Origin of the sequence: Rhodococcus sp. PD04, from assembly GCF_035918275.1 — a bacterium.
Taxonomy (GTDB): Bacteria; Actinomycetota; Actinomycetes; order Mycobacteriales; family Mycobacteriaceae; genus Rhodococcus; species Rhodococcus rhodochrous.
This window is the reverse complement of record NZ_CP142143.1, coordinates 3,548,611-3,571,345: the sequence shown is the minus strand read 5'-3', so window position 1 is coordinate 3,571,345 and position 22,735 is coordinate 3,548,611. Positions and strand designations below refer to the sequence as shown.

The window sequence follows — 22,735 nt, the reverse complement described above, 5'->3', positions numbered from 1 at the left end:
GCGGTACCGTGACGGGACGTGACCCGCAGTGACACCAACGGCGACCGGGCGGTCCCGGTCGAGCTCGCATCGCGGGAGCACATCGACCTGCTGGTCCGGCGGTTCTACGAACGGGCCCTCGACGATCCCGTGCTCGCGCCGGCCTTCGACGTGCTCGCTGTGGTCGGACTCGACGACCATCTGGTGGTCGTCGGCGACTTCTGGGAGCAGATCCTCTTCCGCACGACCCGCTATCGCGGAGCATTCGTGCCGGTGCACCGGGCGCTGCACGGACACCACGGACTGACCCCCGCCCGATTCGAGCGGTGGCTGCAGTCGTGGTGCGGGACCGTGGACGAGATGTTCCACGGCGTGGACGCGGAGCGCGCGAAGAGCAAGGCCGCGGCGATGGTGGGCTCGTTGCAGAAGACCCTGTACGGCGGCACGGCTCGATAGAGCCCGCGCGACCGGATTCGCCGGTCCGGCTCAGTTCTCGAGCGACTCGAGGGGGATCGCGGCGTTCTCGGCCCACAAGCGTGCGACGGAGATGCCGACCTCGGCGAGGAGGCGCCGCACCAGCGGCAACCCGATGCCGATCACCGACGACGGATCGCCCTCGATGCGCTCGACGAACCAGCCCCCGTGACCGTCGAGCGTGAAGGCACCGGCCACCTCGAGCGGCTCACCGCTGTCGAGATATGCCTCGAGTTCCTCGTCGGTGGGGGTGCCGAAGTGTACGACGGTGCCGCTGTGGTCGGCGGCCTCCGCGACGACCTCGTCGTCCCGGATGCGGAGCACGGCGTGGCCCGTGAGCAGCTCACCGCTGCGACCGGCCATCGTCCGCCAGCGCTTCCGGGCCGCCTCGACGGTGCCGGGCTTGCCCTGCAGAGCACCGTCGATCAGCAGCATCGAATCGCATCCGATGACGACGGCGTCGCGCAGCCTCTGCTCGCGCAGGACGGGCAGGATGTCGGTGGCCTTGGCTCGGGCGAGCTCGGTGACGACCTGCGCCGGTGGCGTGCCGGGCCCGAGGGACGCGATCAGTGCGTCCTCGTCGACCTCCGACACCTGCACCAACGGCTTCACGCCCGCCGCGTGGAGAACCGCGAGGCGGGCGGGTGAAGCCGAGGCCAGAACGAGCCGGGGCATGTCAGCCGCGGTTCGGGTACGAATACGGCGAGAACGGCGCCCACCGACGGTGCATCCGCGTCGGATCACCCCAGGTCTCGGGCGGCCGGGTGTCGACGACCTCGTCGCTCGCCGACGCAGCGGCAGCGGCGAGCACGGCGACGAGAGCCGCGATCTCCTCGTCGGACGGGTTGCCCTTGACGATGCGGATGGCGGCCGCGGTCTCGGCGACCGCGGTGTTCTCCTGGGGCGCTTCGGCCGCACCGTCGGCGGCCGTGGCCTCGACCGCGGGCGACTGCTCTTCGACCTCGAACTCGGTGATGATCTTGTCCTCTGCCGTCGCTGTCACAGGGCACCCCCCGGATACGCGTCCACACGGGCATCGGATGCCCACCGGGTCGCTGTCATGTCGATCCCTCTCTCGGGTTCATCGCACGTCGTCGGCGACGTGCTACGCCGTACGGTCGCGGCAGGACCGGGATGCGCCCGGTCCTGCCGCGGAGCGTCACAGCGGAATGTTTCCATGCTTCTTCGGCGGGAGCGAAACCATCTTCCGCTCGAGCAGGCGCAGCGCGGAAACGATCTGACCGCGCGTGTGCGACGGCGGGATCACCGCGTCGACGTAACCGCGCTCGGCCGCGACGTACGGGTTCACCAGGGTGTCCTCGTACTCGTTCTGCAGCTCGAGGCGCAGCGCGTCGACGTCCTCGCCGTTCTTGGCGGCCTCGAGCAGGCGCTTGCGGTAGACGAAGCCGACGGCGCCGGAGGCACCCATGACGGCGATCTGCGCGGTGGGCCATGCGAGGTTGACGTCGGCACCCATGTGCTTGGAACCCATGACGTCGTACGCGCCGCCGTAGGCCTTACGGGTGATGACCGTGATCTTGCCGACGGTCGCCTCGCCGTAGGCGTAGAGCAGCTTGGCGCCGCGGCGGATGATGCCGTTGTACTCCTGCTCCGTGCCGGGCAGGAAGCCGGGAACGTCGACGAGCGTGATGATCGGCACGTTGAACGCGTCGCAGGTGCGGACGAAGCGCGCGGCCTTCTCGGATGCGTCGATGTCGAGGCAGCCGGCGAACTGCGTGGGCTGGTTGGCGACGATGCCGACGCTGCGGCCGTCGACGCGACCGAAGCCGACGATGATGTTCTTCGCGCGCTCGGCCTGGACCTCGAGGAACTCGTCGTCGTCGAGCAGGCGACGGATGACCTCGTGCATGTCGTACGGCTGGTTCGGCGAATCCGGGATGAGCGTGTCGAGCTCGATGTCCTCCGCGGTGAGGGAATCCTCGATCGCGCCCTCGATCGGGTCGCTCGGCGCGAGACGCGGCGCAGCGGCCTGGTTGTTGCTGGGCAGGTAGGACAGCAGGTCCTTGACGTAGTCCAGGGCGTCCTGCTCGCCGTCGGCGACGTAGTGCGCGACACCCGACTTGACCATGTGGGTGTGGGCGCCGCCGAGGTCCTCCATCGTGACGTCCTCGCCGGTGACGGTCTTGATGACGTCGGGGCCGGTGACGAACATCTGGCTGGTCTGGTCGACCATCACGACGAAGTCGGTGAGCGCGGGGGAGTAGACGTGACCACCGGCCGCGGGGCCCATGATCAGCGAGATCTGCGGGATGACACCGGAGGCCTGCACGTTGCGGTGGAAGATCTCACCGTAGAGGCCGAGGGAGACGACCCCCTCCTGGATGCGCGCGCCGGCGCCCTCGTTGATGCCGATCAGCGGACGGCCGGTCTTGAGGGCCAGGTCCATGACCTTGACGATCTTCTCGCCGTAGACCTCGCCGAGGCTGCCGCCGAAGACGGTGGCGTCCTGCGAGAAGACGCAGACGTCGCGGCCGTCGATCGTGCCGTAGCCGGTGACGACGCCGTCGCCGAGCGGACGGTTGTCGGCCAGGCCGAAGTTGGTGCTGCGGTGGCGAGCGAGGGCGTCGAGCTCGACGAACGATCCTTCGTCGAGGAGCGCCTGGATGCGCTCGCGAGCGGTCAGCTTGCCCTTGGCGTGAACCTTCTCGACTGCGGCCTCACCGACCGGGACCCGGGCCTGTGCTTGACGGTTGCGCAGGTCGGCCAGCTTGCCGGCGGTGGTGTGGATATCGGGCGTACTCGCCGCCTCGGGCGCGGACGGCTCCTGGACAGTGGTCATGGCCAGTCAGCTTAGCGATCGTCATACAAGGCCGCTGCATCGAGGTCCCGAAGGCCGGACCACCACTCCGGACCTACCGGCGGGTAGGTAGCGAAGGTCCACTTTAGGCTGTGTACATGGCATCCGACCGGCCCACGACCGATCTTCTCGCCCTCCGCACACCGCTCGACGAGGCGGCGCTGCGCGATGCCCTCGTCGGCGCCGAGCGCGAGGGCTTCTACACACGCCTCGACGTCGTCGCGGACACGGCGTCGACGAACGCGGATCTGCTCGCCGTCGCCGCGGACGGCGACGACCGCCGCGTGCTGCTCGCCGAGTTCCAGCACGGTGGCCGCGGCCGCCACTCGCGCACCTGGAACGGTGTGCCCGGAGCGCAGGTCATCGTGTCGGTCCTGCTGCGGCTGCCCGAGTGCCCGCTGCAGAACATCGGCTGGCTCCCGCTGCTGTGCGGTATCGCCGCCGTCGACGCCGTGCGATCCGTCACCGGCGTTGCTGCACAACTGAAATGGCCCAACGACGTCCTCGTCGACGGACGCAAGCTCGCCGGCATCCTCGTCGAGGTCGCAGCCACCTCGCCGGCGCCCACGGTGGTCGCGGGGATCGGCATCAACGCCACCCTCGGACGCGACGAACTGCCCGTCCCCACCGCCACCTCGCTGCTGCTCGAGGACGCCACCGAACTCGATCGCACTCCGCTCGCGCAGGCGCTGCTCGCCGGTTTCGGCGACCGGATCCGGGCGTGGGCCCGAGCGGGATGGGACACCACCGAACTCGCCGCGGCCTACCGCGAACGGTGCAGCACGGTCGGGCAGCGTGTCCGCGCGATCCTGCCCGGCGACACCGAACTGCACGGTGTCGCGACCGACGTCGACGACCAGGGACGGATCGTGATCCGGCCCGACGGTGGGGGCGAAGCCGTGGCGGTCGCTGCGGGCGACATCACACATCTGCGACCGGTCTGAGCCCCCCTGCGACCGCTCGCATCGGTACAAGACCGACATATGCCATCGTGGGCGGTATGGGATACCCGGAGGACGCCCTCGCACCCGAGGAAGAGTTGCTTCTGCATCGGCATTCGCACTGGAAGTCTCTCGTGCTGCCGACGGCGACCTTCCTCGTGTCGACGATGGTTGCGGGTTTCCTGCTGGGACTCGTCCAGGCGCGGCTCGACGGTGCCGCCGCGACCTGGTGCGGCCTCGCCGTGGTCGCGGCGTGGATCGGCCTCGTCGGCTGGCGGTGCGTCCCTCCCTTCGTCGGGTGGCTCACCACGCATTTCATCGTCACGGACCGGCGCGTCCTCGTCCGCACCGGTGTGCTCACCCACACGGGCATCGACATCCCGATGGGCCGGATCAGCAACGTCCAGTTCCGGCACGGCCTCGTCGACCGGATGCTCCGGACCGGCACGCTCGTCGTGGTCTCCGCCGCCGACGATCCCATCGAGTTCGACGACATCCCCGACGTCCAGCAGGTGCACGCCCTGCTCTACCGGCAGGCCTTCGATGCGCAGGACCAGCGTCCCGACGACCGTCACACCACCCGCTATCGGCGCGACGAGCACGAGCACCGCAAGGCCTGGTGACCACGAGTTGCAGGGGCACCGACACGACCCACCGGTAATCCCGACAAAGCGAACCCCGATCCGTAGGCTGGCGTGGTGACTGCCGTTCTACTCGCCGAAGACGACGACGCAATCGCTGCACCGCTGTCCCGCGCGCTGGGACGCGAAGGGTACGAGGTGACCGTCGAGGACAACGGTCCGGCCGCGCTCGAACAGGCACTGTCGGGCAGGTTCGAACTGCTCATCCTCGACCTCGGTCTGCCCGGGATGGACGGACTCGAGGTGTGTCGCCAGATCCGGGCGAGCCGCTCCGATCTGGCCGTGCTCATGCTCACCGCCCGCACCGACGAGGTCGACTTCGTCGTCGGTCTCGACGCCGGCGCCGACGACTACGTCGGCAAACCGTTCCGTCTCGCCGAGCTCATGGCGCGCGTGCGCGCACTGTTGCGCCGGCGCGGCGGACCGGAGAACGACGACATCGTGGACGTCGCCGGGATCCGGCTCGAACGGGCCGCCCGCCGTGTTCTCGTGGACGGCTCCGAGGTGACGCTCGCCAACAAGGAGTACGAGCTCCTGCGCGTGCTGCTCGAGCACGCGGGGCAGGTCGTCTCCCGCGACGCCATCCTCGAGGAGGTGTGGGGAGACGCCGACCTGCGCGGTTCCAAGACACTCGACATGCACATGTCGTGGTTGCGCCGCAAGATCGGCGACGAGGGGCCGGCCGGGGAACGTCGCATCGCCACGGTGCGCGGTGTCGGTTTCCGGCTGAACACCGACTAGCGTCTCCGGCGTGCGCAGCCGCATCCTCAACGCCGTCCTGGCGACCGTGTTGCTCGTCGCGCTGTTGCTCGGCATCCCGCTCGCCTACACGGCATTCCTGTTCGTCGAGGACACCGCCCGCCGCGACCTGCAGAACCGGCTCGAACGCATGGCCGACGAGATCATCGCCCAGGAGGGCACCGACGGATTCGTCGTCGGTGGCCTCGACACGAGCTCCCTGCGCCTGCTCGTCCCCACCGACGGGCGGGCCGTCGTGGTCTACCCGACACCCGAGAACGTCGCGGCGCGGCTGGACATCGGCACCCCTGTGCTCGAGGCGTCGATCGTCGAATCGTTGTCGATGGGAACGTCGGGCTCGCTGCTCATCGAGGTCCCCTCGGAGAGCATGCGCTCCCTGCAGCAGCAGGTGCTCGCCGCGGTGAGCCTGCTGGTGCTGCTGTCCGTCGCGGCCGGAGCGCTGGTCGCGGTGGCGACCGCCCGACGGCTCGCCGACCCGCTGCGCGACGTGGCGAACCGGGCGGCCCGTCTCGCCGAGGGCGACTTCCGCCCGGTGGCCCGGCGCCACGGTATCCCCGAACTCGATCGCGTCTCCGACGTCCTGGATTCGGCCGCCGTGGAGATCTCGCACCGCCTGCAGCGCGAGCACGCGCTCGTCGGCGACGTCTCGCACCAGCTCCGCTCCCGGATGACCGCGATCCGGCTGCGGCTCGACGAGCTGTCCACACACGACGATCCCGCCGTGGTGGAGGAGGCCGAGGCGGCCATGGCGCAGGTGGACCGGCTGACCACCGCGATCGACGGCCTCGTGCGCCAGTCCCGCGACAGCAGCGCCGACCAACGCACCGACGTCTCCGTGGTCGGCGAACTCACCGGGGTCGTCGCCGACTGGCGCGGCCCCTACGAGGAGGCGGGACGGGAGCTGGTGCTGCGCGGCGATCCGTCGTTGCGGGCGGCGGTCACCGGTTCGCGGTTGCGTGAAGCCGTGGCGGTGCTCGTCGACAACGCGCTCGTGCACGGAGGCGGCACGTGCACGGTCTCGGTCAGGCAGGTCGCGACCCGCGGCGACGCCACCGTGTGTGTCGAGGTGGCCGACGAGGGAGAGGGCGTCAGCGACGAGGTCGCGCCGTACGTCTTCGACCGCGGCTTCTCCGGCGGTGGGTCGACCGGGGTCGGGCTGGCGCTCGCGCGCGCCCTCGCTGAGGCGGACGGCGGTCGTCTCGAACTGCAACGACGCCGGCCCGCACTGTTCGCGCTGTTCCTCGGCGCGCCCCGCGATCGGGACGCCCCCGTGCCGAACGGCACGCGCGAACCGCGCTAGACCGTCATCCGGTCGGGACCGGTCGGGGTGCTCTGCTCAGGACGGGTCGGGGCTCAGGACGGTTCGGGCTCAGGACGGGTCGAGCTGCTGCTCGGAGGGTTCGTCGACGGGAGCGTCCGGAACCATCTCTTCCGGGAAGACGAACTTCTTGAAGCAGTAGAAGCGGAAGATCATCTGCAGCAGGTTGCCGATGATGTACGCGCTGACGAAGTCGGCGATGTTCTCCGTCGCGAGGCTCACCTCGGGTACGCGCAGGTTGAAGACATAACTCGAGATCCACAACGGGATGAACGAGAGCACGACGCCGATACCGCTGACGAAGAAGAACAGGAACGCCTCGTGGGCGCGCTCGCGGCCGCCGCGATTACGGAAGGACCATTCGCGGTTGAGGATGTACGAGCAGATCACCGCGACGACACCGGCGATGATCTTGGCGGTCACCGGCTTGTCGGACAGAATTGTGAGCTTGAGCGTGTAGAAGATCACCGAGTCGATCACGAAGGTGGTGCCGCCGACGATGGCGAATTTGATCAATTCGCGATGCCGGAGCAACAGCCCCCGGAAAGGCTGGGGAACTCTGCTCAACGCTTCATCGACGATTGTCACTTGGAGAAGTGTACGAAACGAAGATGTGAATTTCCGAAACCCGACCGCACATGTCGGCATTCCCACACCGCCGCGCGGGTCGTCCCGCAGCGTCGGCACACGCCGCAACGGGTCGGTGGGAGGTCCCTCGCCGCTCGGCAGGGGAGCAGCGGAACGACGCCACGACATGCTGTGACACCATGGACAGCCGTGACAGGCAGACCTGAATCGTCCCCCAGATCCGACACGCCCCGCACCCTGACGACGGGTATGCCGGTCGTCACGATGATCGGTGGTGGACAGCTCGCGCGGATGACCCATCAGGCGGCGATCGCGCTCGGTCAGACGCTGCGCGTCCTCGCCGGGAGCGTCGACGAACCCGCCGCGCAGGTCAGCCCGGACGTGGTGCTCGGCAGCCACGACGACCTCGACGCCCTCCGCCGCGCCGCGACCGGCGCGCACGCCCTCACCTTCGACCACGAGGGCGTACCGACCCGGCATCTCGAGGTCCTGCAGCGCGAAGGCGTCGCCGTGCTGCCGCCCCCGCAGGCCCTGATCTACGCCCAGGACAAGATCGCGATGCGCAAGCGGCTCGGTGAGCTCGGCGCACCGATGCCGAAGTTTGCGGAGATCACCTCCGTCGAGGACGCCCGCGCCGCCCTCGACACGCTCGGCGATCCGTACGTGCTCAAGGCCGCACGCGGCGGCTACGACGGCCGCGGCGTGTGGATCCTCGACGACCGCGCCGAACTCGAGAAGGTCGTCGCCGAGCAGCTAGCCGCAGGTGTCCCGCTCCTCGCCGAGGAGAAGGTCGAGTGGACTCGCGAACTGTCGGCGATGGTCGCGCGGTCCCCGTTCGGCCAGGGCGCGTCGTGGCCGGTCGTCGAGACCGTCCAGCGCGACGGCCAGTGCGCCGTCGTCATCGCACCCGCCCCGGATCTGCCCGAGGACGTCGCCACCGCCGCCGAGCAACTCGCGCTGCGCATCGCCGGAGAGCTCGGCGTCGTCGGTGTCATGGCGGTCGAGCTGTTCGAGACACGTTCCGGTGAGCTGATCGTCAACGAACTTGCGATGCGTCCGCACAACTCCGGGCACTGGGGCATGGACGGTGCTCGCACCGGCCAGTTCGAACAGCACCTGCGCGCCGTGCTCGACTACCCCCTCGGCGACACGAGCCCGATCGCCCCGGTGACAGTGATGGCGAACGTGCTCGGCGCGCCCGAGGCGCCGGCGATGAGCATGGACGAGCGGCTCCACCACCTGTTCGCCCGGATGCCCGACGTACACGTCCACCTCTACGGCAAGGGTGAGCGCAAGGACCGCAAGATCGGCCACGTCAACGTGCTCGGTGGGCCGTCCGGATCGATCGACGATCCCGAGTACGTCGCCGCCGTGCGTGAACGCGCGGAACGCGCGGCGCACTGGCTCTCGCACGCGGTGTGGACCGACGGTTGGAACGAACACACGGGAGAAAGCGGTGAGTGACGTGGCACAGGGTGCACAGGTCGGCCTGATCATGGGCAGCGACTCGGACTGGCCGACCATGCAGGCCGCTGCCGAGGCGCTGGTCGAGTTCGGGATCCGCTTCGAGGTGGGTGTCGTCTCGGCGCACCGCACGCCGCAGCGGATGCTCGACTACGCCAAGGACGCCGCCGGTCGCGGGATCAAGGTCATCATCGCGGGCGCCGGCGGCGCCGCCCACCTGCCCGGCATGGTGGCCTCGGCGACCCCGCTGCCGGTGATCGGTGTTCCGGTGCCGCTGAAGTACCTCGACGGTATGGACTCGCTCCTGTCGATCGTGCAGATGCCCGCCGGTGTCCCCGTCGCCACCGTCTCGATCGGCGGCGCCCGCAACGCGGGTCTGCTCGCCGCGCGCATCCTCGGTGCCTCCGATCCGGCGCTGCGCGAGCAGATGGAGAAGTTCCAGGCGGGTCTCGAGCAGATGGTGCTCGAGAAGGACGAGGCGCTGCGGCAGAAGCTGCTCGGCTGACGGAGCGTCGCCGTGCAGACGACCCCGCTGCTCGAACGCTGGAACCGGTGGGCCCGCGGGCACACCGGAGTGATCGACGGGGCGTTGGCCGCGGTGCTCGCCCTGTTCGGGGCCGCCCTGCACGTGGCGGACGCGCGATCGGTGGCGGGTCTGTTCGTCACCCTCGCGCTCACGCTGCCGCTGGCCTGGCGCAGGACCCGCCCGGTGGTGGCGGGTTCGCTCGTCGCGCTCGCCGCCTACGCGCACCTGCTCGTCCTGCCGGAGGTCCTGCCGATCTCGGCGATCGCGGTGCCGATCGCGGTGTACGCGCTCGCCGCCTACGCTCCGCGGTGGGCCGCCAACACCGCGCTGCCCGTCGCGGTCGCCGGCGGCGCACTCGCCGGGGTGCGCTATTTCGGCTACGACGGCCGCACCGCGCTCGAAGCGTTCGTGACGGCCACCTTCGTCGCGGTCTTCCTCGCCGGTGTGTGGGCGTTCGGCCGGGTCCGCGGGTTGCGGTTGCGCGAGATGGATTCGCTCACCGAGCGCAACCGGTTGCTCGAACTCGAACGTCTCAAGGAGGCCGAACTGGCCGCCACCCAGGAGCGCACCCGCATCGCCCGGGAGATGCACGACATCGTCGCGCACTCGCTCACGGCGATCATCGCGCAGGCCGACGGTGGTCGCTACGCCGCCGCGACGAACCCGGAGGCGGCCACGGGGGCGTTGACCACCATCGCCGAGACCGGGCGTCGCGCGCTGACCGACATGCGCGGGTTGCTGTCGGTGCTCCGTGAGGACACGCCCCGCGAGTTCACCACTACACCCGGGGTCGGCGACGTGCCGGCGCTCGTCGAGCAGATGCGCACGAGCGGGCTCGAGGTCGAGTTCTCGGTCGACGGGCAGAGCCGCGAGGTGCCCGAGGGACTGGGACTGTCGGTCTACCGGATCGTGCAGGAATCGCTCACCAACGTCCTCAAGCACGCGGGTCCCCGCGCCCGCACCCACGTCCGTCTCGACTGGCGGCCCGACACGCTCGTCGTCGAGATCGTCGACGACGGCAGGGGAGCGGCGGCGCTCGTCGAGGCCCGCCCGGGTGGGCAGGGGCTGACCGGTATCGAGGAGCGGGCCCGGCTGCACGGCGGTCGCGCGGCGGCCGGTCCGAGGGACGGTGGCGGCTACCGGGTCCGTGCCGAACTGCCCGCACCGGCGGTCTCCCCCTAGGGTGGCGTCCGTGACCGAACCCGCCCGCGACACCCGCCCCGACACGACCATCCGTGTTGGGCTCGTCGACGACCAGCAGCTCGTGCGCGCCGGTTTCCGCATGGTGCTCGAATCGCAGCCGGACATCGAGGTCGTCGTCGAGGCGTCCGACGGTGAGGCCGCCGTCGCCGAACTCGAACGGGTTCGCGCTGACGTCGTGCTGATGGACGTGCAGATGCCGCGGGTCGACGGCATCTCGGCGACGCGGTCGCTGCTGCGCTCCGCCGACGCGCCGAAGGTCGTGGTGCTCACCACCTTCGACAACGACGACTACGTCGTCCAGGCGATCGCCGCCGGTGCGAGCGGCTTCCTGCTCAAGGACGCGCCGCCCGAGGACCTGCTGGCCGCGGTACGGACGGTGCACCGCGGTGACGCCGTGATGGCCCCGCGCGCGACCCGCTCACTGCTGCACCACGTCTCGCCGTTGCTCGACGGTGCGGAGCGGCGCGCGGTGCCGGTCGCGGTGCCCGAGGATCTGACCCCGCGCGAACTCGAGGTGCTCGTCGCGATGGCGCACGGCCTGACCAACGGGGAGATCGCCGAGCGGTTCGTGCTCTCCGAGACGACCGTCAAGACCCACGTGGGCCGGGTGCTGGCGAAGACGGGATCGCGCGACCGCGTGCAGGCGGTGCTGTTCGCCTTCCGCGCAGGTCTCGTGCATCCCGACGATCTGCTCGGCTCGGGGGAGTAGGACCGTGGTGCCATCCCGGAGACGACCGGTCCTCCCGGGGGAGGACACCGGGGCGGCGAAGATCGACTCGCGGGTCGATGTGCGTGCGCCGCATCGTTTCTAGCGTCGAAGCATGACTTCGATCAGCTCTTTCGTACCGGCATGTTCGGCTCAGGGGGTCGTCCGCGTCTACGGCCGCGGCGACGCCGAGGTGCGTGCCCTCGACGGGGTGTCCATCGCCTTCGAGCGGGGACGCTTCACCGCGATCATGGGACCGTCCGGATCCGGCAAGTCGACGCTCATGCACGCCCTCGCCGGTCTCGACGGTGTCGATTCCGGGCGCGTGATCCTCCACGGTGACGGCCGCCGCGCCGACGTCGAGATCAGCACCGCCCCCGATGCGGTGCTCACCGAACTGCGCCGCGACCGCATCGGTTTCGTCTTCCAAGCGTTCAATCTGCTGCCCGTGCTCACCGCCCGCGACAACATCCTGCTGCCGATGCGGCTGGCAGGCTCGCGCCCGGCGCCGGACTGGTTCGACGAGGTGACCGGCAGGCTCGGTCTGACCGACCGGCTCGACCATCTTCCCCACGAGATGTCCGGCGGTCAGCAGCAACGCGTCGCCGTAGCGCGGGCGCTCCTGCCGCAGCCCGACGTGATCTTCGCGGACGAACCCACCGGAAACCTCGACTCGCAGTCCGGCGCGGAGGTGCTCTCCATGCTCCGGTCGAGCGTGCGGGAGACCGGCCAGACCGTGGTGATGGTGACGCACGATCCGGTCGCGGCCTCCTACTCCGATCGGGTGGTGCTGCTCGCCGACGGCCGGCTCGCCGGTGAGATCGCGCAACCCACAGCGGATTCGGTGCTCGATGCGCTTCGCGACCTGCGCACCTCCCGAACGGTGGTGCCGGTCCGATGAGGCATCTCGTCCTGGCCCAGGCCCGCGCCCATCGGGGGCGGTACGTCGCGTCCGCGCTGGCGGTCTTCGTCGCGGTCGCGTTCGTCGTCACGACCCTCGTGCTCGGCGACACGGTGAGCGCGTCGGTCTCGAAATCCACCGCGGCCCGGTACGAGGGGGTCGCGGCCGTCGCTCTTCCCGTCGACTCCACCGTCGCACCCGACGAGGTGCTCACGCTGGTCGCCACGACACCGGGAGTCGAGGCGGCGGCGCTCGACGTCAGCGGTCCCGTCCGGCTGATCGGCGCCGACGGGTCGTCCTCGAACGGCACCGCGACGAGCATCGCACCCGAGGGCGCCCTGCGGTGGCAGCAACTCGGGGACGGCCGCTGGCCGTCGAACCCGGGTGAGGTGGCCGTCGGCTCGTCGTCCGGCCGGGCGATCGGTGACGAGATCACCGTCGCCGACCTGACGGGTTCCGTGCCCCCGACCACCGTGGAGGTCGTCGGCGTCGTCGATCTCGACGGATCGCCGCTCGCCCTGAGCCCGGGATCGGTCTTCGTCGACGTCGCACAGGTGCGGTCGTGGTCCGGCGATACGACGGATTGGGAGGTCCGTGCCGTCGGTGACGCCGACGCCGTGCGAGCGGCACTTGCGCCGATGCCGGGTGTCGACGTCGTGCCGGGTGCCGATCGCGCCACGGCGGTCGCCGACGGCTATGTCGGGGACGTCGCCCTGCTGCGCAACGTCCTGCTGTGCTTCGCGGCGATCTCGGTGGTCGTGGCCGGCCTGGTCATCGCGAACACCTTCTCCGTCCTGCTCGCCGCGCGCACCCGCGAACTGGCCCTGATGCGCTGCGTCGGCGTGACGTCCGCCCAGATCCGGCGCAGTGTCCGCGGTGAGGCGTTCGTCGTCGGTCTCGTCGCGGCCGTCCTCGGCGTGCTCGGCGGGACCGGACTCGCCGCGGCCGTGGTGGCCGTCGCGCAGGCCGTGGACGCCCCGCTCCCGCTCACATCGATCTCGGTGACGACCACGACGGTGCTCGCGGGTCTGATCGTGGGAACGGGCATGACGGTGGTCGCCGCGAACGGCGCCGCGCGTGCGGCGACCCGCGTGCGGGCGCTCGCGGCCCTGCAGCCCCTCGAGACCCGCCCCGAACCGGTACGCGACTCGTGGGTGCGCCGCATCTGCGCCGCGCTGGCGATCCTCGGCGGCACGGCACTGCTCGGGCTCGGGGTCGTCATGGCGAACGTGCTCGTCGCATGCCCCGGCGGACTGCTGCTGTTCGTCGGTGTCGTGCTCGCCTCCCGCCGTCTCGTGCCCGCCGCGGTCGGTGCGGTGGGGGACGTGCTCGCCCGTGCCGGTGGTCCGCTCGCGGCGCTCGCCGCGGGCAACGCGCGGCGCAATCCTCGCCGCACCGCGTCGACGGCCACCGCGCTGTTCATCGGTGTGACGTTGACCTCGACCCTCGTCGTGGGGATCGGCACGCTCAAGGGCGGTGCGCCCGACGTGATCGACGAGAACTTCCCCGTCGACATGGCCGTGACCGCGCCCGAACGCGACGGTCTCGCACCGGAGGTGATCGAGCGGCTGACGGCGGTCGACCGGGTGCACAGCGGAGCCGAGCTCGCCACCGTCGACCTCATGATCGGTGGCACGGAGGCGTCGGTCCTCGGCGTCGATCCCGCGGCGATGGCCTCGACCGTCCGGACGGACGTGCGGCTTCCCGAGGCTGGGACGATCGTGCTCGAACGGTCCCTGGCGAGATCGGTGGGCGTGGACGACGGAGCTGTCGTGACCGTCGGTGGCCCGGTGGGCGCACGCGAGCTGACCGTCGCCACGACGGAGATCGGGATGCCCGACATGATCGAGTGGAGCGATCTGACCGCCGTCGCCGGTCCCGTCACGGCGGACACCCTGTGGCTGAAACTCGATCGGGGACTGTCGGACGAGGACCTCGTCGCGGTCTCCGACGACCTGTCGCGGATCGCCGCGGCCGAGGTTCCGGGCAGTGACGTGGTCGGTGCGGTGCAGATGCGGCAGATGCTCGAGAAGATTCTCGACACGATGCTGCTGATCGTCGGCGGGCTGCTGTCCGTGGCTGTGGTGATCGCCCTGATCGGCGTGGGCAACACGATGGCGTTGTCGGTGCTCGAGCGGCGACGGGAGACCGCGATGCTGCGCTCGGTCGGTCTCTCGCGGGCCGGTGTGCGGAGTCTGCTGGTGCGGGAGGCGTCGATCATCGCCGGCGTGGCGTCGCTGCTCGGCGTGGTGCTCGGTCTGCTGCTCGGTGCGGCCGGCACGGCCTCGGTGATCGGCACGGGTCACATCGGATTCGGGGCGGTGCCGTGGTGGCAGCTCGCAGCGATCGTCCTGGTGGGCGGTCTCGCGGGTGTGGTGGCGTCGCTCGTCCCCGCCCAGCGCGCGAGCCGGGTGTCGCCGGTCGCGGCGATGGCCGGGTGACCGGGGGAACTCAGTCCTCGCCGGGCGGGCGGATGTGGGCCGGTCGGGTCCACGGTGCCCCGGACAGCCGCTCGATGTCGGTGTTGAACCGCTCGAGATAGCGGGCGAACCGCGTCACGTCCTCGGCGTCCCAGTCGACCAGAACGCGCTCGAGTCCTTCGACGGCTCGGGCGCGTTCGTCGTCGAGTCGACGTTCACCCTCATCCGTGATCCGGAACTTGCGGGCGATACCGCCGTCCGGGTCGGGGATGCGCTCGGCGAGTCCCGACTTCAACAGGACCGCGGTCTGCCGGTTCACAGTGGAGGCGTCGAGACCGAATGCCTCGCTGAGCTGTCCGATGGTCATCGGTCCCTGGGCCCACAACCGGCTCAGCATCGTGTAGGCGCTGCGATCGAGGTGCCCGGCGTCGCGCCGGCGCGGCCCGAAGAAGGTGAGATGCCGCCCCAGGAGCATGATTTCGAACTCGATCAGGTGCGTCGTCTTGTCCATGTGTGCGCTTCATCACTCCTAGGCGGGTCGGTGTCCATTATGGGCGTTCCCGCGTTGACCGACGGATATGCATCATGCATACCATGTGCGCCATACACATTCTTGCCGGTGGAACCGGCGCATTTCGTCGATCACGGAGTCGTACATGTCGGAGTCACCCGGGGCGCACCAGGTGCGCTCCTCCCTGCTGGTGGGGGTCCTCGCTTTCACCGGTATCGTCGGCGCGCTCACCCAGACGCTGGTCGTGCCGCTCATCGCCCAGCTGCCCGCCATCCTGAACACGTCCTCGTCCAATGCGTCCTGGGTCATCACCGTCACCCTGCTCACCGGTGCCGTGGCCACGCCCGTCGTCGGACGCCTCGGTGACATGTACGGCAAGCGACGGATGCTGTTGATCTGCACGGTGCCGCTCGTTCTCGGCTCGGTTCTGTGCGCCATGGCGTCGTCGCTCGTGCCGATGCTGATCGGCCGCGGCCTGCAGGGCCTCGGCGTCGGTCTGATCCCCCTGGGCATCAGCCTGTTGCGTGACGCGCTCCCTCCCGAGCGTCTGCACTCCTCGATCGCGCTGATGAGCGCCTCGATGGGTATCGGTGGCGCGCTCGGCCTCCCGATCGCCGCCGCGGTCGCCCAGAACGCCAGCTGGCGCGCCCTCTTCTGGGCCACTGGCGTGCTGAGCGCCGTGGTCTTCGTCCTGCTGTGGCGGGTGGCTCCCCAGGGGCGTGGCACGGGCAGCACCGCCCGCTTCGACGTGGTGGGTGCGCTCGGCCTCGGAACGGCTCTGACCTGCCTGCTGCTCGCGATCTCGAAGGGCGGCGACTGGGGGTGGACGAGCTCGACGACCCTCGATCTGTTCGCCGCGGCCGTCGTCGTCCTGCTGGTCTGGGGTTGGTGGGAACTGCGCCGCTCCGAGCCGCTCGTCGATCTGCGGGTCGCGGCGCGGCTCCCGGTCCTGTTGACCAACTGCGCCTCGGTCGTCGTGGGCTTCGGCATGTACGCGCAGTCGCTGATCGTCCCGCAGCTGCTCCAGCTGCCGGCCGAGACCGGCTACGGCCTGGGCCAGTCGATGCTGGCGATGGGTCTGTGGATGGCTCCCGGCGGGCTCATGATGATGCTCGTCTCGCCGATCGGAGGGAAGCTCTCGTCGAAGCGCGGACCGAAGGTCACGCTCTTCGTGGGCTGCCTGATCATCGCGCTCGGATACGGCTCGTCGATCGTCCTCATGGGGTCGACCTGGGGCCTGCTCGTCGTCACCGCGATCTGCAGCACCGGCGTCGGCTTCGCGTACGGTGCGATGCCCGCACTGATCATGTCGGCCGTGCCGCAGTCCGAGACGGCCTCCGCCAACAGCGTCAACTCGCTCATGCGCTCGATGGGCACGTCGATCTCGGCTGCCGTGGTGGGTGTGGTGCTGTCGCAGATGAGCGTGCAGGCCGCCGGCTACAGCATCCCGACCGAGGCCGGATTCCGTACCGGTCTGCTCATCGGGTGCGGCGTCGCGCTGGTGGCCGCCGCGATCACGCTGACGATCCCGGTCGTCCGCCGCAAGGATCTCCACGCCGTCGACGAGAACGTGCCCGCGAAGGTCTGAGCGGGCACGGCGGAGACCCGAAACGGCATGGCCGGCGTAGGCTCGAGCCGTGTCGGGACGGGAACGGAAGCGTGCCAGGGTGATACGCGCATCGCGCGGCGTCCCGTCGGCACGTTTCGTCACCGCACTCGCGACGATGTGGGGCAGGGCCTGGGGCGGCTCGGTGTCCTTCGACGACGAGTACGGACTGTTCGTCTGCAGCGGTATGCGCGGTGGTTTCGCGCGCGGCGGCACCACCGTCGGCGGTGTCTTCCTCACCCGCATACGACCCACACGCGCGCTGCTGCGCCACGAAGCCGTGCACGCGGACCAGTGGGCCCGCCACGGCATCGGCTTCGCGGCGCGTTATCTGTGGGAGGAACTCCGCAACCCGGGATCCCGCAACAGGTTCGAGATCGAGGCGGGACTCGCCGACGGCGGCTACCGCGAGGAGCGCGGGATCACCCGTCCAGACGAACCGTGATCTTCTCGCTCGCCACGCGGCGTTCGGTGGCTTCGGGATCGGGATTGCTCACCTGCACCAGCGACGCCCGGGCCGCGAGCACCGCGAGCAGTCCGGCGACGAGATCGTCGGGCTGCGACCACGACCGGGAGGACAACACGCGGTCGCCGCTGCCGATACCCGCCGCCGACGCCGACTCGGTGGCGGCGGTGAGCACATCCGACTGTGAACGTCCGGCGAGCACCGCATCGGCCGCACCGGAGGACCGGAACTGGTCGCCGTGCATCCGCACGTCCGTCGCGTAGTCCGTGATCCCGGGCGGCAGGTCGCGGACGGGGGCACCGAATGCGTCGAGCGACAACGCCGCGACCTCGGCGACCGTGTCGACCTCGTCCAGCCGGTCGGGGGTGACGAGCGCGAGGTCGGCGTCGGGGTCGGCCTCGAGCACCACCTCGGCGCCGGCCCACCACGCACCGAGCAGCACCGCTGCGCTCTGCCAGTGGGCGGGCAGCAGCACCGCGACGCGACCGCCGGGAAGAATCCCGAACTGGTCGCGGATCATATTGGCCGTCTTGGCGGCCCAGTTGGCGAGGGTGAGCGCCGACAGTTCGATACGCGCGCCGGTCGCGTCGTCGTACCAGGTGATCCGCGGACCCGCCGGATCTTCGGCGAGGATCGGATCGAGCAGTGCGTCGGTCAGGGTGGTCACGATGTCCTTCTTCTCGGCTGTCAGTTCACGCAGCGCGGGCCGTCGGAGCCCGCATCGATGGGTGGTGCGGAGGGAGCCGGGGTGGCGGTGCCACCGGCCGGGCTCACCCCGATGTCGGAGGCGGATGCGGCGGTGGACGAACCGGAGTACGACGACGAGCCGGGGCCGGTGTAGTCGCCTGCGAGCACGACCCGCACCGTGCCGGCCGGGAGCGAGGGGTCGGACCCGGTGGCGAGACCACCGAGCGCCGCGGCCACCGCACGAGTCTCGTCGGAGTCCTCGTCGGCACCGAAGACCGTCGACGTGCCCACACCGGAACCGGTGTAGTTGCCCACCTCGCCCTCGACGTAGCCCTCCTCGGACAGGGCCGCGGACACCTGGGAGGCCAGGCCGGACACGGATCCGGCGTTCGCGACATCGACCGTGACGGTCGACGCGTCGATGTCGGGGGCGGGCACCGGGGTCGAGGTGGTCTCGCTGCCGTCCGGTTCGCGGCCGATCAGCTCGGCGACGAAGGAGCGAACCTCGTCCGGATCGACCTGCACGACCGACTCGCCGTAATCGGTCATCGCGTTGATGTCCTGTACAGGGATCGTCGAGAAGGTCACGTCGCCACCGGCAAGGCCCTGCAGCTGGGTCGCCAGCGCCATGATGTCCCAATCGGAGTCGAGCACCACTGAACGTTGCACTGCGGCGGTCAGCTGACTCACCTTCGACGGGTTGGACAGCGTCTTGGCGCTGAGGACCTTCTGAGCCAGCGATGCCATGAACACCTGCTGCCGCACGATCCGGTCGAGATCGCCGCGCGGCAGGTCGTGACGCTGGCGGACGAAGCTCAGTGCGTCCGAACCCTGCAGGGTCTGTACACCGGCGTCGAAACGGGCGCCCGACAGCGGCTCGTCCACCGGTGCGTTCAGGCACACGTCGACACCGCCGACGGCGTCGGTGAGCAGCACGAAGCCGAGGAGTCCGACCTCGGCGTAATGGTCCACCGTCACACCCGTCAGGTCGGCGACCGACTCGATGAGCGCCTCCCGGCCCGCCTGGGTCGATTCGTTCTCGAGTTCGGTCTCGGTCGCGTCGGCGTCGGCTTCGACGAGCTCGGCGCGCCGGTTCGCCTTCGTGGCGCCGTACGCCGCGTTGATCTTCGACATCCCGATCTCGGGCACCTCGACGTAGGTGTCGCGGGGGATCGACATCGCGGTGGCCGACCGGCCGTCGTTCGGCACGCGGATCAGGATGATCGTGTCGGTGTTGTTCGCCACTTCCTCGCCCGCGCGCAACGCGTCGAGCTCACGCTGGGAGAGGGGGTTGCCGTGCGCGTCGGTGCGGCTGTCGGTGCCCACCAGCAGGATGTCGACGGCGCCGTCCTCGCCGCCGCCGAGGGCCAGCCCGCGGACCGAGGCCAGCGACGACTGCAGCGCGTCGACGCTGCGCCACGCCACACCGGTGACGACCAGCACCAGGCACGCCGCGATCGCGACGGCGATCTGCCACGGCCTGCCGCTGTACACCCGCGCCTCCGCCGGTGTTCCGGGGCTGCGCGAGGGCGGCTCGCGCCGGGCGGTACGCCGGGACTGCCGGGGGCCGGGCTCCGACCCGTACCTGCCGTCGGCAGCTGTCGGATCGCCCGCGTGGGGGCGACGTCCCGTCGGGTCGGGACGCCGGCCGGTGCGGCGACGCGGCTCTGGCGGCACCTGGTACTCCTCCTGTGGCTGGTACGGGGTCTGTGTCTGTAGCTCTCGGTTGAAGGCTACTGGTGGGGACGCTTGCTCGGCGCGCACCACTCCGGCGTGCCAGACTTCTCCGAGTGCGTAGCGTTCTCGTCACCGGAGCCCGTGGCCAGCTCGGCCGTCATCTCGTGAACCGCGGCACTGCGGCGGGGATCCCGATCCGCGGTGTCGGATCGACCGAGGTCGACATCACCGATCCGCAGGCCGTGGCCGCCGCCGTCGAACCGGGCTCCGTGGTGATCAATGCCGCCGCGTACACCGCCGTCGACGCGGCCGAGACCGACGAGGACCGAGCCGCTGTGGTGAACGGCACGGGCCCGGGTGTGCTGGCCGCCGTCTGTGCCGACAAGGGTGCCCGTCTCGTCCATGTCTCCACCGACTACGTCTTCGCCGGCGACGCGACCGAGCCCTACCGGGTGGACGCCCCGACCGGCCCGCGCACGGCCTACGGCCGCACGAAACTCGCAGGTGAGAGGAAGGTGCTCGAGGCGCTGCCCACCGCGCACGTCGTGCGTACCGCCTGGGTGTACACCGGCGACGGCAACGACTTCGTCGCCACCATGCGGCGACTCGAGGGCGAACGCGACACCCTGCGCGTCGTCGACGACCAGCGTGGCTGCCCCACCTACGCCCGCGACCTGGCGGACGGCCTGCTCGAACTCGCCTCCCGCGCCGACGGGATCCCCGGCGGGATCCTGCACGCGACGAACGCCGGGGAAGCGACCTGGTTCGACCTCGCCCGGGCGGTCTTCGAGGAGATCGGCGCCGATCCGGAGCGGGTGCACCCGTGCAGCAGCGACGAGTTCGTCCGGCCCGCGCCCCGGCCCGCCTACTCGGTGCTCGACGACAGCGCCTGGGTCGGCGCCGGCCTGACCCCCTTGCGTCCGTGGCGGGAGGCGCTGCACGAGGCGATCGCCGGTGACGGAACCGTGCCGCCTGCACGATGACATCCGACGAAGCGGCCCGTGAGGTGTCGCACACCGTCGAGGTCGCTAAGGTGACCGGCGTGGATTCGACGCTGGCCGTGGTGACGGTGACCTACTCGCCCGGTGAGCACCTCGAGAACTTTCTCACCTCGCTCACCTCCGCAACCGTTCTGCCGACGCAGGTGATCCTGGCCGACAACGGTTCGACCGACGGTGCTCCCGAGGCCGCCGAGGCGGCACACGAGAACGTGCGACTGCTCCGGACCGGCGGGAACATCGGTTACGGCGGCGCGATCAACCGTGCGGTCGCCGAGGTCGACCCGTCCGCGGAGTTCGTCGTCGTCGCGAACCCGGACGTCCGGTGGCACCCCGGTTCGCTCGACGAACTGCTCGACGCGGCGCGTCGCTGGCCGCGCGCCGGTTCGCTCGGGCCGCTGATCCACGAACCGGACGGAAGCGTCTATCCCTCGGCGCGCACCGTCCCCACCCTCGCCTCCGGTGCAGGTCACGCGCTGCTCGGCACCGTCTGGCCGGCCAATCCGTGGACACGCCGCTACCGCCAGGAGAACGAGGAGATCAGCGAACGCCCCGTGGGCTGGCTGTCCGGATCGTGCCTGCTGCTGCGGCGAGCGGCCTTCGACTCGATCGACGGCTTCGATTCGCGATACTTCATGTACATGGAGGACGTGGACCTGGGCGACCGGCTCGGACGAGCGGGGTGGCTCAACGTGTACGTGCCGTCCGCGGTGGTCACACACGCCAAGGGCCACGCGGCCGGACGGCACCCCGAACTGATGCTCCCGGCACATCACGAGAGTGCCTACCGCTTCCAGGCGGACCGTCACCCCCACGGGTGGCAGGCGCCGCTGCGATGGGCGTTGCGGGCCGGGCTCGCGGTGCGATCGCGAGTGGCGGTCGCGGCGGCCGTGCGGGAGCGTCGGAACGGGAGGACCGACCAGAACATTCCGGTCGGCACGACAGTGAACAGGGGAGACGATGACGAGTGATTCGGCACCGCACACCGATGCGGTGATTCTGGTCGGCGGGCAGGGCACGCGGCTACGGCCGCTGACGCTGTCGGCACCCAAGCCGATGCTGCCCACCGCGGGGGTGCCCTTCCTCACCCACCTGCTCGCGCGGATCCGTGAGGCGGGCATCAAGCACGTCGTGCTCGGCACCTCGTTCAAGGCCGAGGTCTTCGAGGAGTACTTCGCCGACGGGTCCGACTTCGGACTCGAGATCGAGTACGTCACCGAGACCGAGCCGCTCGGCACCGGCGGTGGTATCCGCAACGTGCTGCCGAAGCTGCGTGCCGACAACGTCATGGTCTTCAACGGTGACGTGCTCGGTGGCACCGATCTCGGCGCCGTGCTCGACACGCATGTGCGCACCGAGGCGGACGTGACCCTGCACCTGGTGCGGGTGAGCGATCCGCGTGCCTTCGGCTGTGTGCCGACCGACGAGGACGGCCGGGTGACCGCCTTCCTCGAGAAGACCCAGGATCCGCCGACCGACCAGATCAACGCCGGCTGCTACGTCTTCCGCCGCGAGATCATCGAGCAGATCCCCGAGGGCCGTCCGGTCTCGGTGGAGCGCGAGGTGTTCCCGGCGCTGCTGACCGAGGGCAAGAAGGTCTACGGGCACGTCGACGCCGCCTATTGGCGCGACATGGGCACCCCGGAGGACTTCGTCCGTGGTTCGGCCGATCTGGTCCGCGGTATCGCTCCGTCGCCGGCTCTTCCGCCGCAGCGCGGCGAGTCGCTCGTGCATCCGGGTGCCTCCGTGGCCCCCGGCGCCCTGCTGATCGGTGGCACGGTCGTCGGCCGCGGCGCGGAGATCGGTGCCGGCGCCCGCCTGGACGGCGCGGTGATCTTCGACGGTGCACGGGTCGAGGCCGGTGCGGTGATCGAGCGGACCATCATCGGATTCGGGGTGCGGGTCGGTCCGCGTGCCCTGATCCGCGACGGCGTGATCGGTGACGGCGCCGACATCGGTGCCCGGTGCGAACTGTTGCGCGGTGCGCGGGTGTGGCCCGGGGTGAAGATCCCCGACGGCGGCATCCGCTTCAGTACCGACGTCTGAGTCGAG

At 70.3% G+C, this 22,735-nt stretch carries 23 protein-coding genes; 16 read left to right on the top strand and 7 right to left on the bottom strand.

Annotated features, from left to right (window positions below; genetic code table 11):
- Nucleotides 1-18: 18 nt before the first annotated feature.
- Nucleotides 19-435 (top strand): group III truncated hemoglobin, encoded by a 417-nt coding sequence (locus U9J23_RS16500; RefSeq protein ID WP_272267171.1) that lies wholly within the window; start codon nucleotides 19-21, stop codon nucleotides 433-435.
- Nucleotides 436-465: 30 nt separating this feature from the next.
- Here U9J23_RS16500 and U9J23_RS16495 read toward each other — a convergent pair whose 3' ends face one another.
- The 3 genes from U9J23_RS16495 to U9J23_RS16485 all read right to left on the bottom strand — a co-directional run bounded on the left by U9J23_RS16495 (nucleotide 466) and on the right by U9J23_RS16485 (nucleotide 3,253).
- Nucleotides 466-1,128, bottom strand: coding sequence for a Maf family protein (locus U9J23_RS16495; protein ID WP_059382284.1), 663 nt, complete (start codon nucleotides 1,126-1,128; stop codon nucleotides 466-468).
- Nucleotide 1,129: 1 nt separating this feature from the next.
- Nucleotides 1,130-1,456, bottom strand: coding sequence for an acyl-CoA carboxylase subunit epsilon (locus tag U9J23_RS16490; protein WP_059382283.1), 327 nt, complete (start codon nucleotides 1,454-1,456; stop codon nucleotides 1,130-1,132).
- Between the two features lie 156 nt (nucleotides 1,457-1,612).
- Nucleotides 1,613-3,253 (bottom strand): acyl-CoA carboxylase subunit beta, encoded by a 1,641-nt coding sequence (locus U9J23_RS16485; RefSeq protein ID WP_016694905.1) that lies wholly within the window; start codon nucleotides 3,251-3,253, stop codon nucleotides 1,613-1,615.
- 116 nt (nucleotides 3,254-3,369) lie between these two features.
- Between U9J23_RS16485 and U9J23_RS16480 the strand changes: the two genes are divergently transcribed.
- From U9J23_RS16480 to U9J23_RS16465, 4 genes are all read left to right on the top strand, one after another.
- Complete coding sequence (locus tag U9J23_RS16480) at nucleotides 3,370-4,215, top strand: biotin--[acetyl-CoA-carboxylase] ligase (protein WP_059382282.1); 846 nt, start codon at nucleotides 3,370-3,372, stop codon at nucleotides 4,213-4,215.
- 56 nt (nucleotides 4,216-4,271) lie between these two features.
- A complete protein-coding gene (locus U9J23_RS16475; RefSeq protein ID WP_059382281.1) occupies nucleotides 4,272-4,835 on the top strand; it encodes a PH domain-containing protein in 564 nt (187 codons plus the stop codon).
- Nucleotides 4,836-4,910: 75 nt separating this feature from the next.
- Complete coding sequence (locus U9J23_RS16470) at nucleotides 4,911-5,594, top strand: response regulator transcription factor (RefSeq protein WP_059382393.1); 684 nt, start codon at nucleotides 4,911-4,913, stop codon at nucleotides 5,592-5,594.
- Nucleotides 5,595-5,604: 10 nt separating this feature from the next.
- Entirely contained in the window at nucleotides 5,605-6,912 is a 1,308-nt protein-coding gene (locus tag U9J23_RS16465; RefSeq protein WP_059382280.1) for a sensor histidine kinase, read from the top strand.
- Between the two features lie 69 nt (nucleotides 6,913-6,981).
- Here U9J23_RS16465 and U9J23_RS16460 read toward each other — a convergent pair whose 3' ends face one another.
- On the bottom strand, nucleotides 6,982-7,518 hold the full coding sequence (locus tag U9J23_RS16460; RefSeq protein ID WP_059382279.1) for a GtrA family protein: 537 nt from the start codon (nucleotides 7,516-7,518) through the stop codon (nucleotides 6,982-6,984).
- 189 nt (nucleotides 7,519-7,707) lie between these two features.
- On the opposite strand from U9J23_RS16460, the gene U9J23_RS16455 reads away from it, so the two are divergent.
- From U9J23_RS16455 to U9J23_RS16430, 6 genes are all read left to right on the top strand, one after another.
- Entirely contained in the window at nucleotides 7,708-8,982 is a 1,275-nt protein-coding gene (locus U9J23_RS16455) for a 5-(carboxyamino)imidazole ribonucleotide synthase (RefSeq protein ID WP_085468530.1), read from the top strand.
- Entirely contained in the window at nucleotides 8,975-9,487 is a 513-nt protein-coding gene (gene purE / locus U9J23_RS16450; RefSeq protein ID WP_019288515.1) for a 5-(carboxyamino)imidazole ribonucleotide mutase, read from the top strand. Before U9J23_RS16455 ends, purE begins: the two co-directional genes overlap by 8 nt.
- Nucleotides 9,488-9,499: 12 nt before the next feature.
- Nucleotides 9,500-10,690 (top strand): sensor histidine kinase, encoded by a 1,191-nt coding sequence (locus U9J23_RS16445; RefSeq protein WP_106199211.1) that lies wholly within the window; start codon nucleotides 9,500-9,502, stop codon nucleotides 10,688-10,690.
- Between the two features lies 1 nt (nucleotide 10,691).
- Nucleotides 10,692-11,420, top strand: coding sequence for a response regulator transcription factor (locus tag U9J23_RS16440; protein ID WP_059382276.1), 729 nt, complete (start codon nucleotides 10,692-10,694; stop codon nucleotides 11,418-11,420).
- A 112-nt stretch (nucleotides 11,421-11,532) separates the two neighbouring features.
- Entirely contained in the window at nucleotides 11,533-12,318 is a 786-nt protein-coding gene (locus U9J23_RS16435) for an ABC transporter ATP-binding protein (protein WP_085468529.1), read from the top strand.
- On the top strand, nucleotides 12,315-14,759 hold the full coding sequence (locus U9J23_RS16430; protein WP_085468528.1) for an FtsX-like permease family protein: 2,445 nt from the start codon (nucleotides 12,315-12,317) through the stop codon (nucleotides 14,757-14,759). Before U9J23_RS16435 ends, U9J23_RS16430 begins: the two co-directional genes overlap by 4 nt.
- A 10-nt stretch (nucleotides 14,760-14,769) precedes the next feature.
- On the opposite strand, the gene U9J23_RS16425 is transcribed toward U9J23_RS16430, so the two are convergent.
- A complete protein-coding gene (locus tag U9J23_RS16425; RefSeq protein WP_272267174.1) occupies nucleotides 14,770-15,249 on the bottom strand; it encodes a MarR family winged helix-turn-helix transcriptional regulator in 480 nt (159 codons plus the stop codon).
- 145 nt (nucleotides 15,250-15,394) lie between these two features.
- On the opposite strand from U9J23_RS16425, the gene U9J23_RS16420 reads away from it, so the two are divergent.
- Nucleotides 15,395-16,837 (top strand): MFS transporter, encoded by a 1,443-nt coding sequence (locus U9J23_RS16420; RefSeq protein WP_272267175.1) that lies wholly within the window; start codon nucleotides 15,395-15,397, stop codon nucleotides 16,835-16,837.
- 136 nt (nucleotides 16,838-16,973) lie between these two features.
- A complete protein-coding gene (locus tag U9J23_RS16415) occupies nucleotides 16,974-17,300 on the top strand; it encodes a hypothetical protein (RefSeq protein WP_080968252.1) in 327 nt (108 codons plus the stop codon).
- Here the strand turns inward: U9J23_RS16415 and U9J23_RS16410 are convergent.
- Nucleotides 17,278-17,988 carry a TIGR03089 family protein gene (locus U9J23_RS16410; protein WP_059382271.1) on the bottom strand — a complete coding sequence of 237 codons (711 nt, stop codon included), beginning with the start codon at nucleotides 17,986-17,988 and terminating at the stop codon, nucleotides 17,278-17,280. The two genes, U9J23_RS16415 and U9J23_RS16410, sit on opposite strands and share 23 nt — an antisense overlap.
- Before the next feature lie 20 nt (nucleotides 17,989-18,008).
- Nucleotides 18,009-19,502 (bottom strand): LCP family protein, encoded by a 1,494-nt coding sequence (locus tag U9J23_RS16405; protein WP_085468526.1) that lies wholly within the window; start codon nucleotides 19,500-19,502, stop codon nucleotides 18,009-18,011.
- A gap of 296 nt (nucleotides 19,503-19,798) precedes the next feature.
- Here U9J23_RS16405 and rfbD point away from each other — a divergent pair, with 296 nt between their 5' ends.
- The 3 genes from rfbD to U9J23_RS16390 are packed head-to-tail and all read left to right on the top strand — an operon-like array spanning nucleotide 19,799 to nucleotide 22,729.
- Complete coding sequence (gene rfbD, locus U9J23_RS16400) at nucleotides 19,799-20,668, top strand: dTDP-4-dehydrorhamnose reductase (RefSeq protein ID WP_326598880.1); 870 nt, start codon at nucleotides 19,799-19,801, stop codon at nucleotides 20,666-20,668.
- Between the two features lie 59 nt (nucleotides 20,669-20,727).
- The gene (locus U9J23_RS16395; protein WP_059382391.1) at nucleotides 20,728-21,654 is read left to right on the top strand and encodes a glycosyltransferase family 2 protein; all 927 of its coding nucleotides are present in this window, start codon (nucleotides 20,728-20,730) and stop codon (nucleotides 21,652-21,654) included.
- Complete coding sequence (locus U9J23_RS16390; RefSeq protein WP_059382268.1) at nucleotides 21,644-22,729, top strand: sugar phosphate nucleotidyltransferase; 1,086 nt, start codon at nucleotides 21,644-21,646, stop codon at nucleotides 22,727-22,729. Before U9J23_RS16395 ends, U9J23_RS16390 begins: the two co-directional genes overlap by 11 nt.
- Nucleotides 22,730-22,735: the final 6 nt, after the last annotated feature.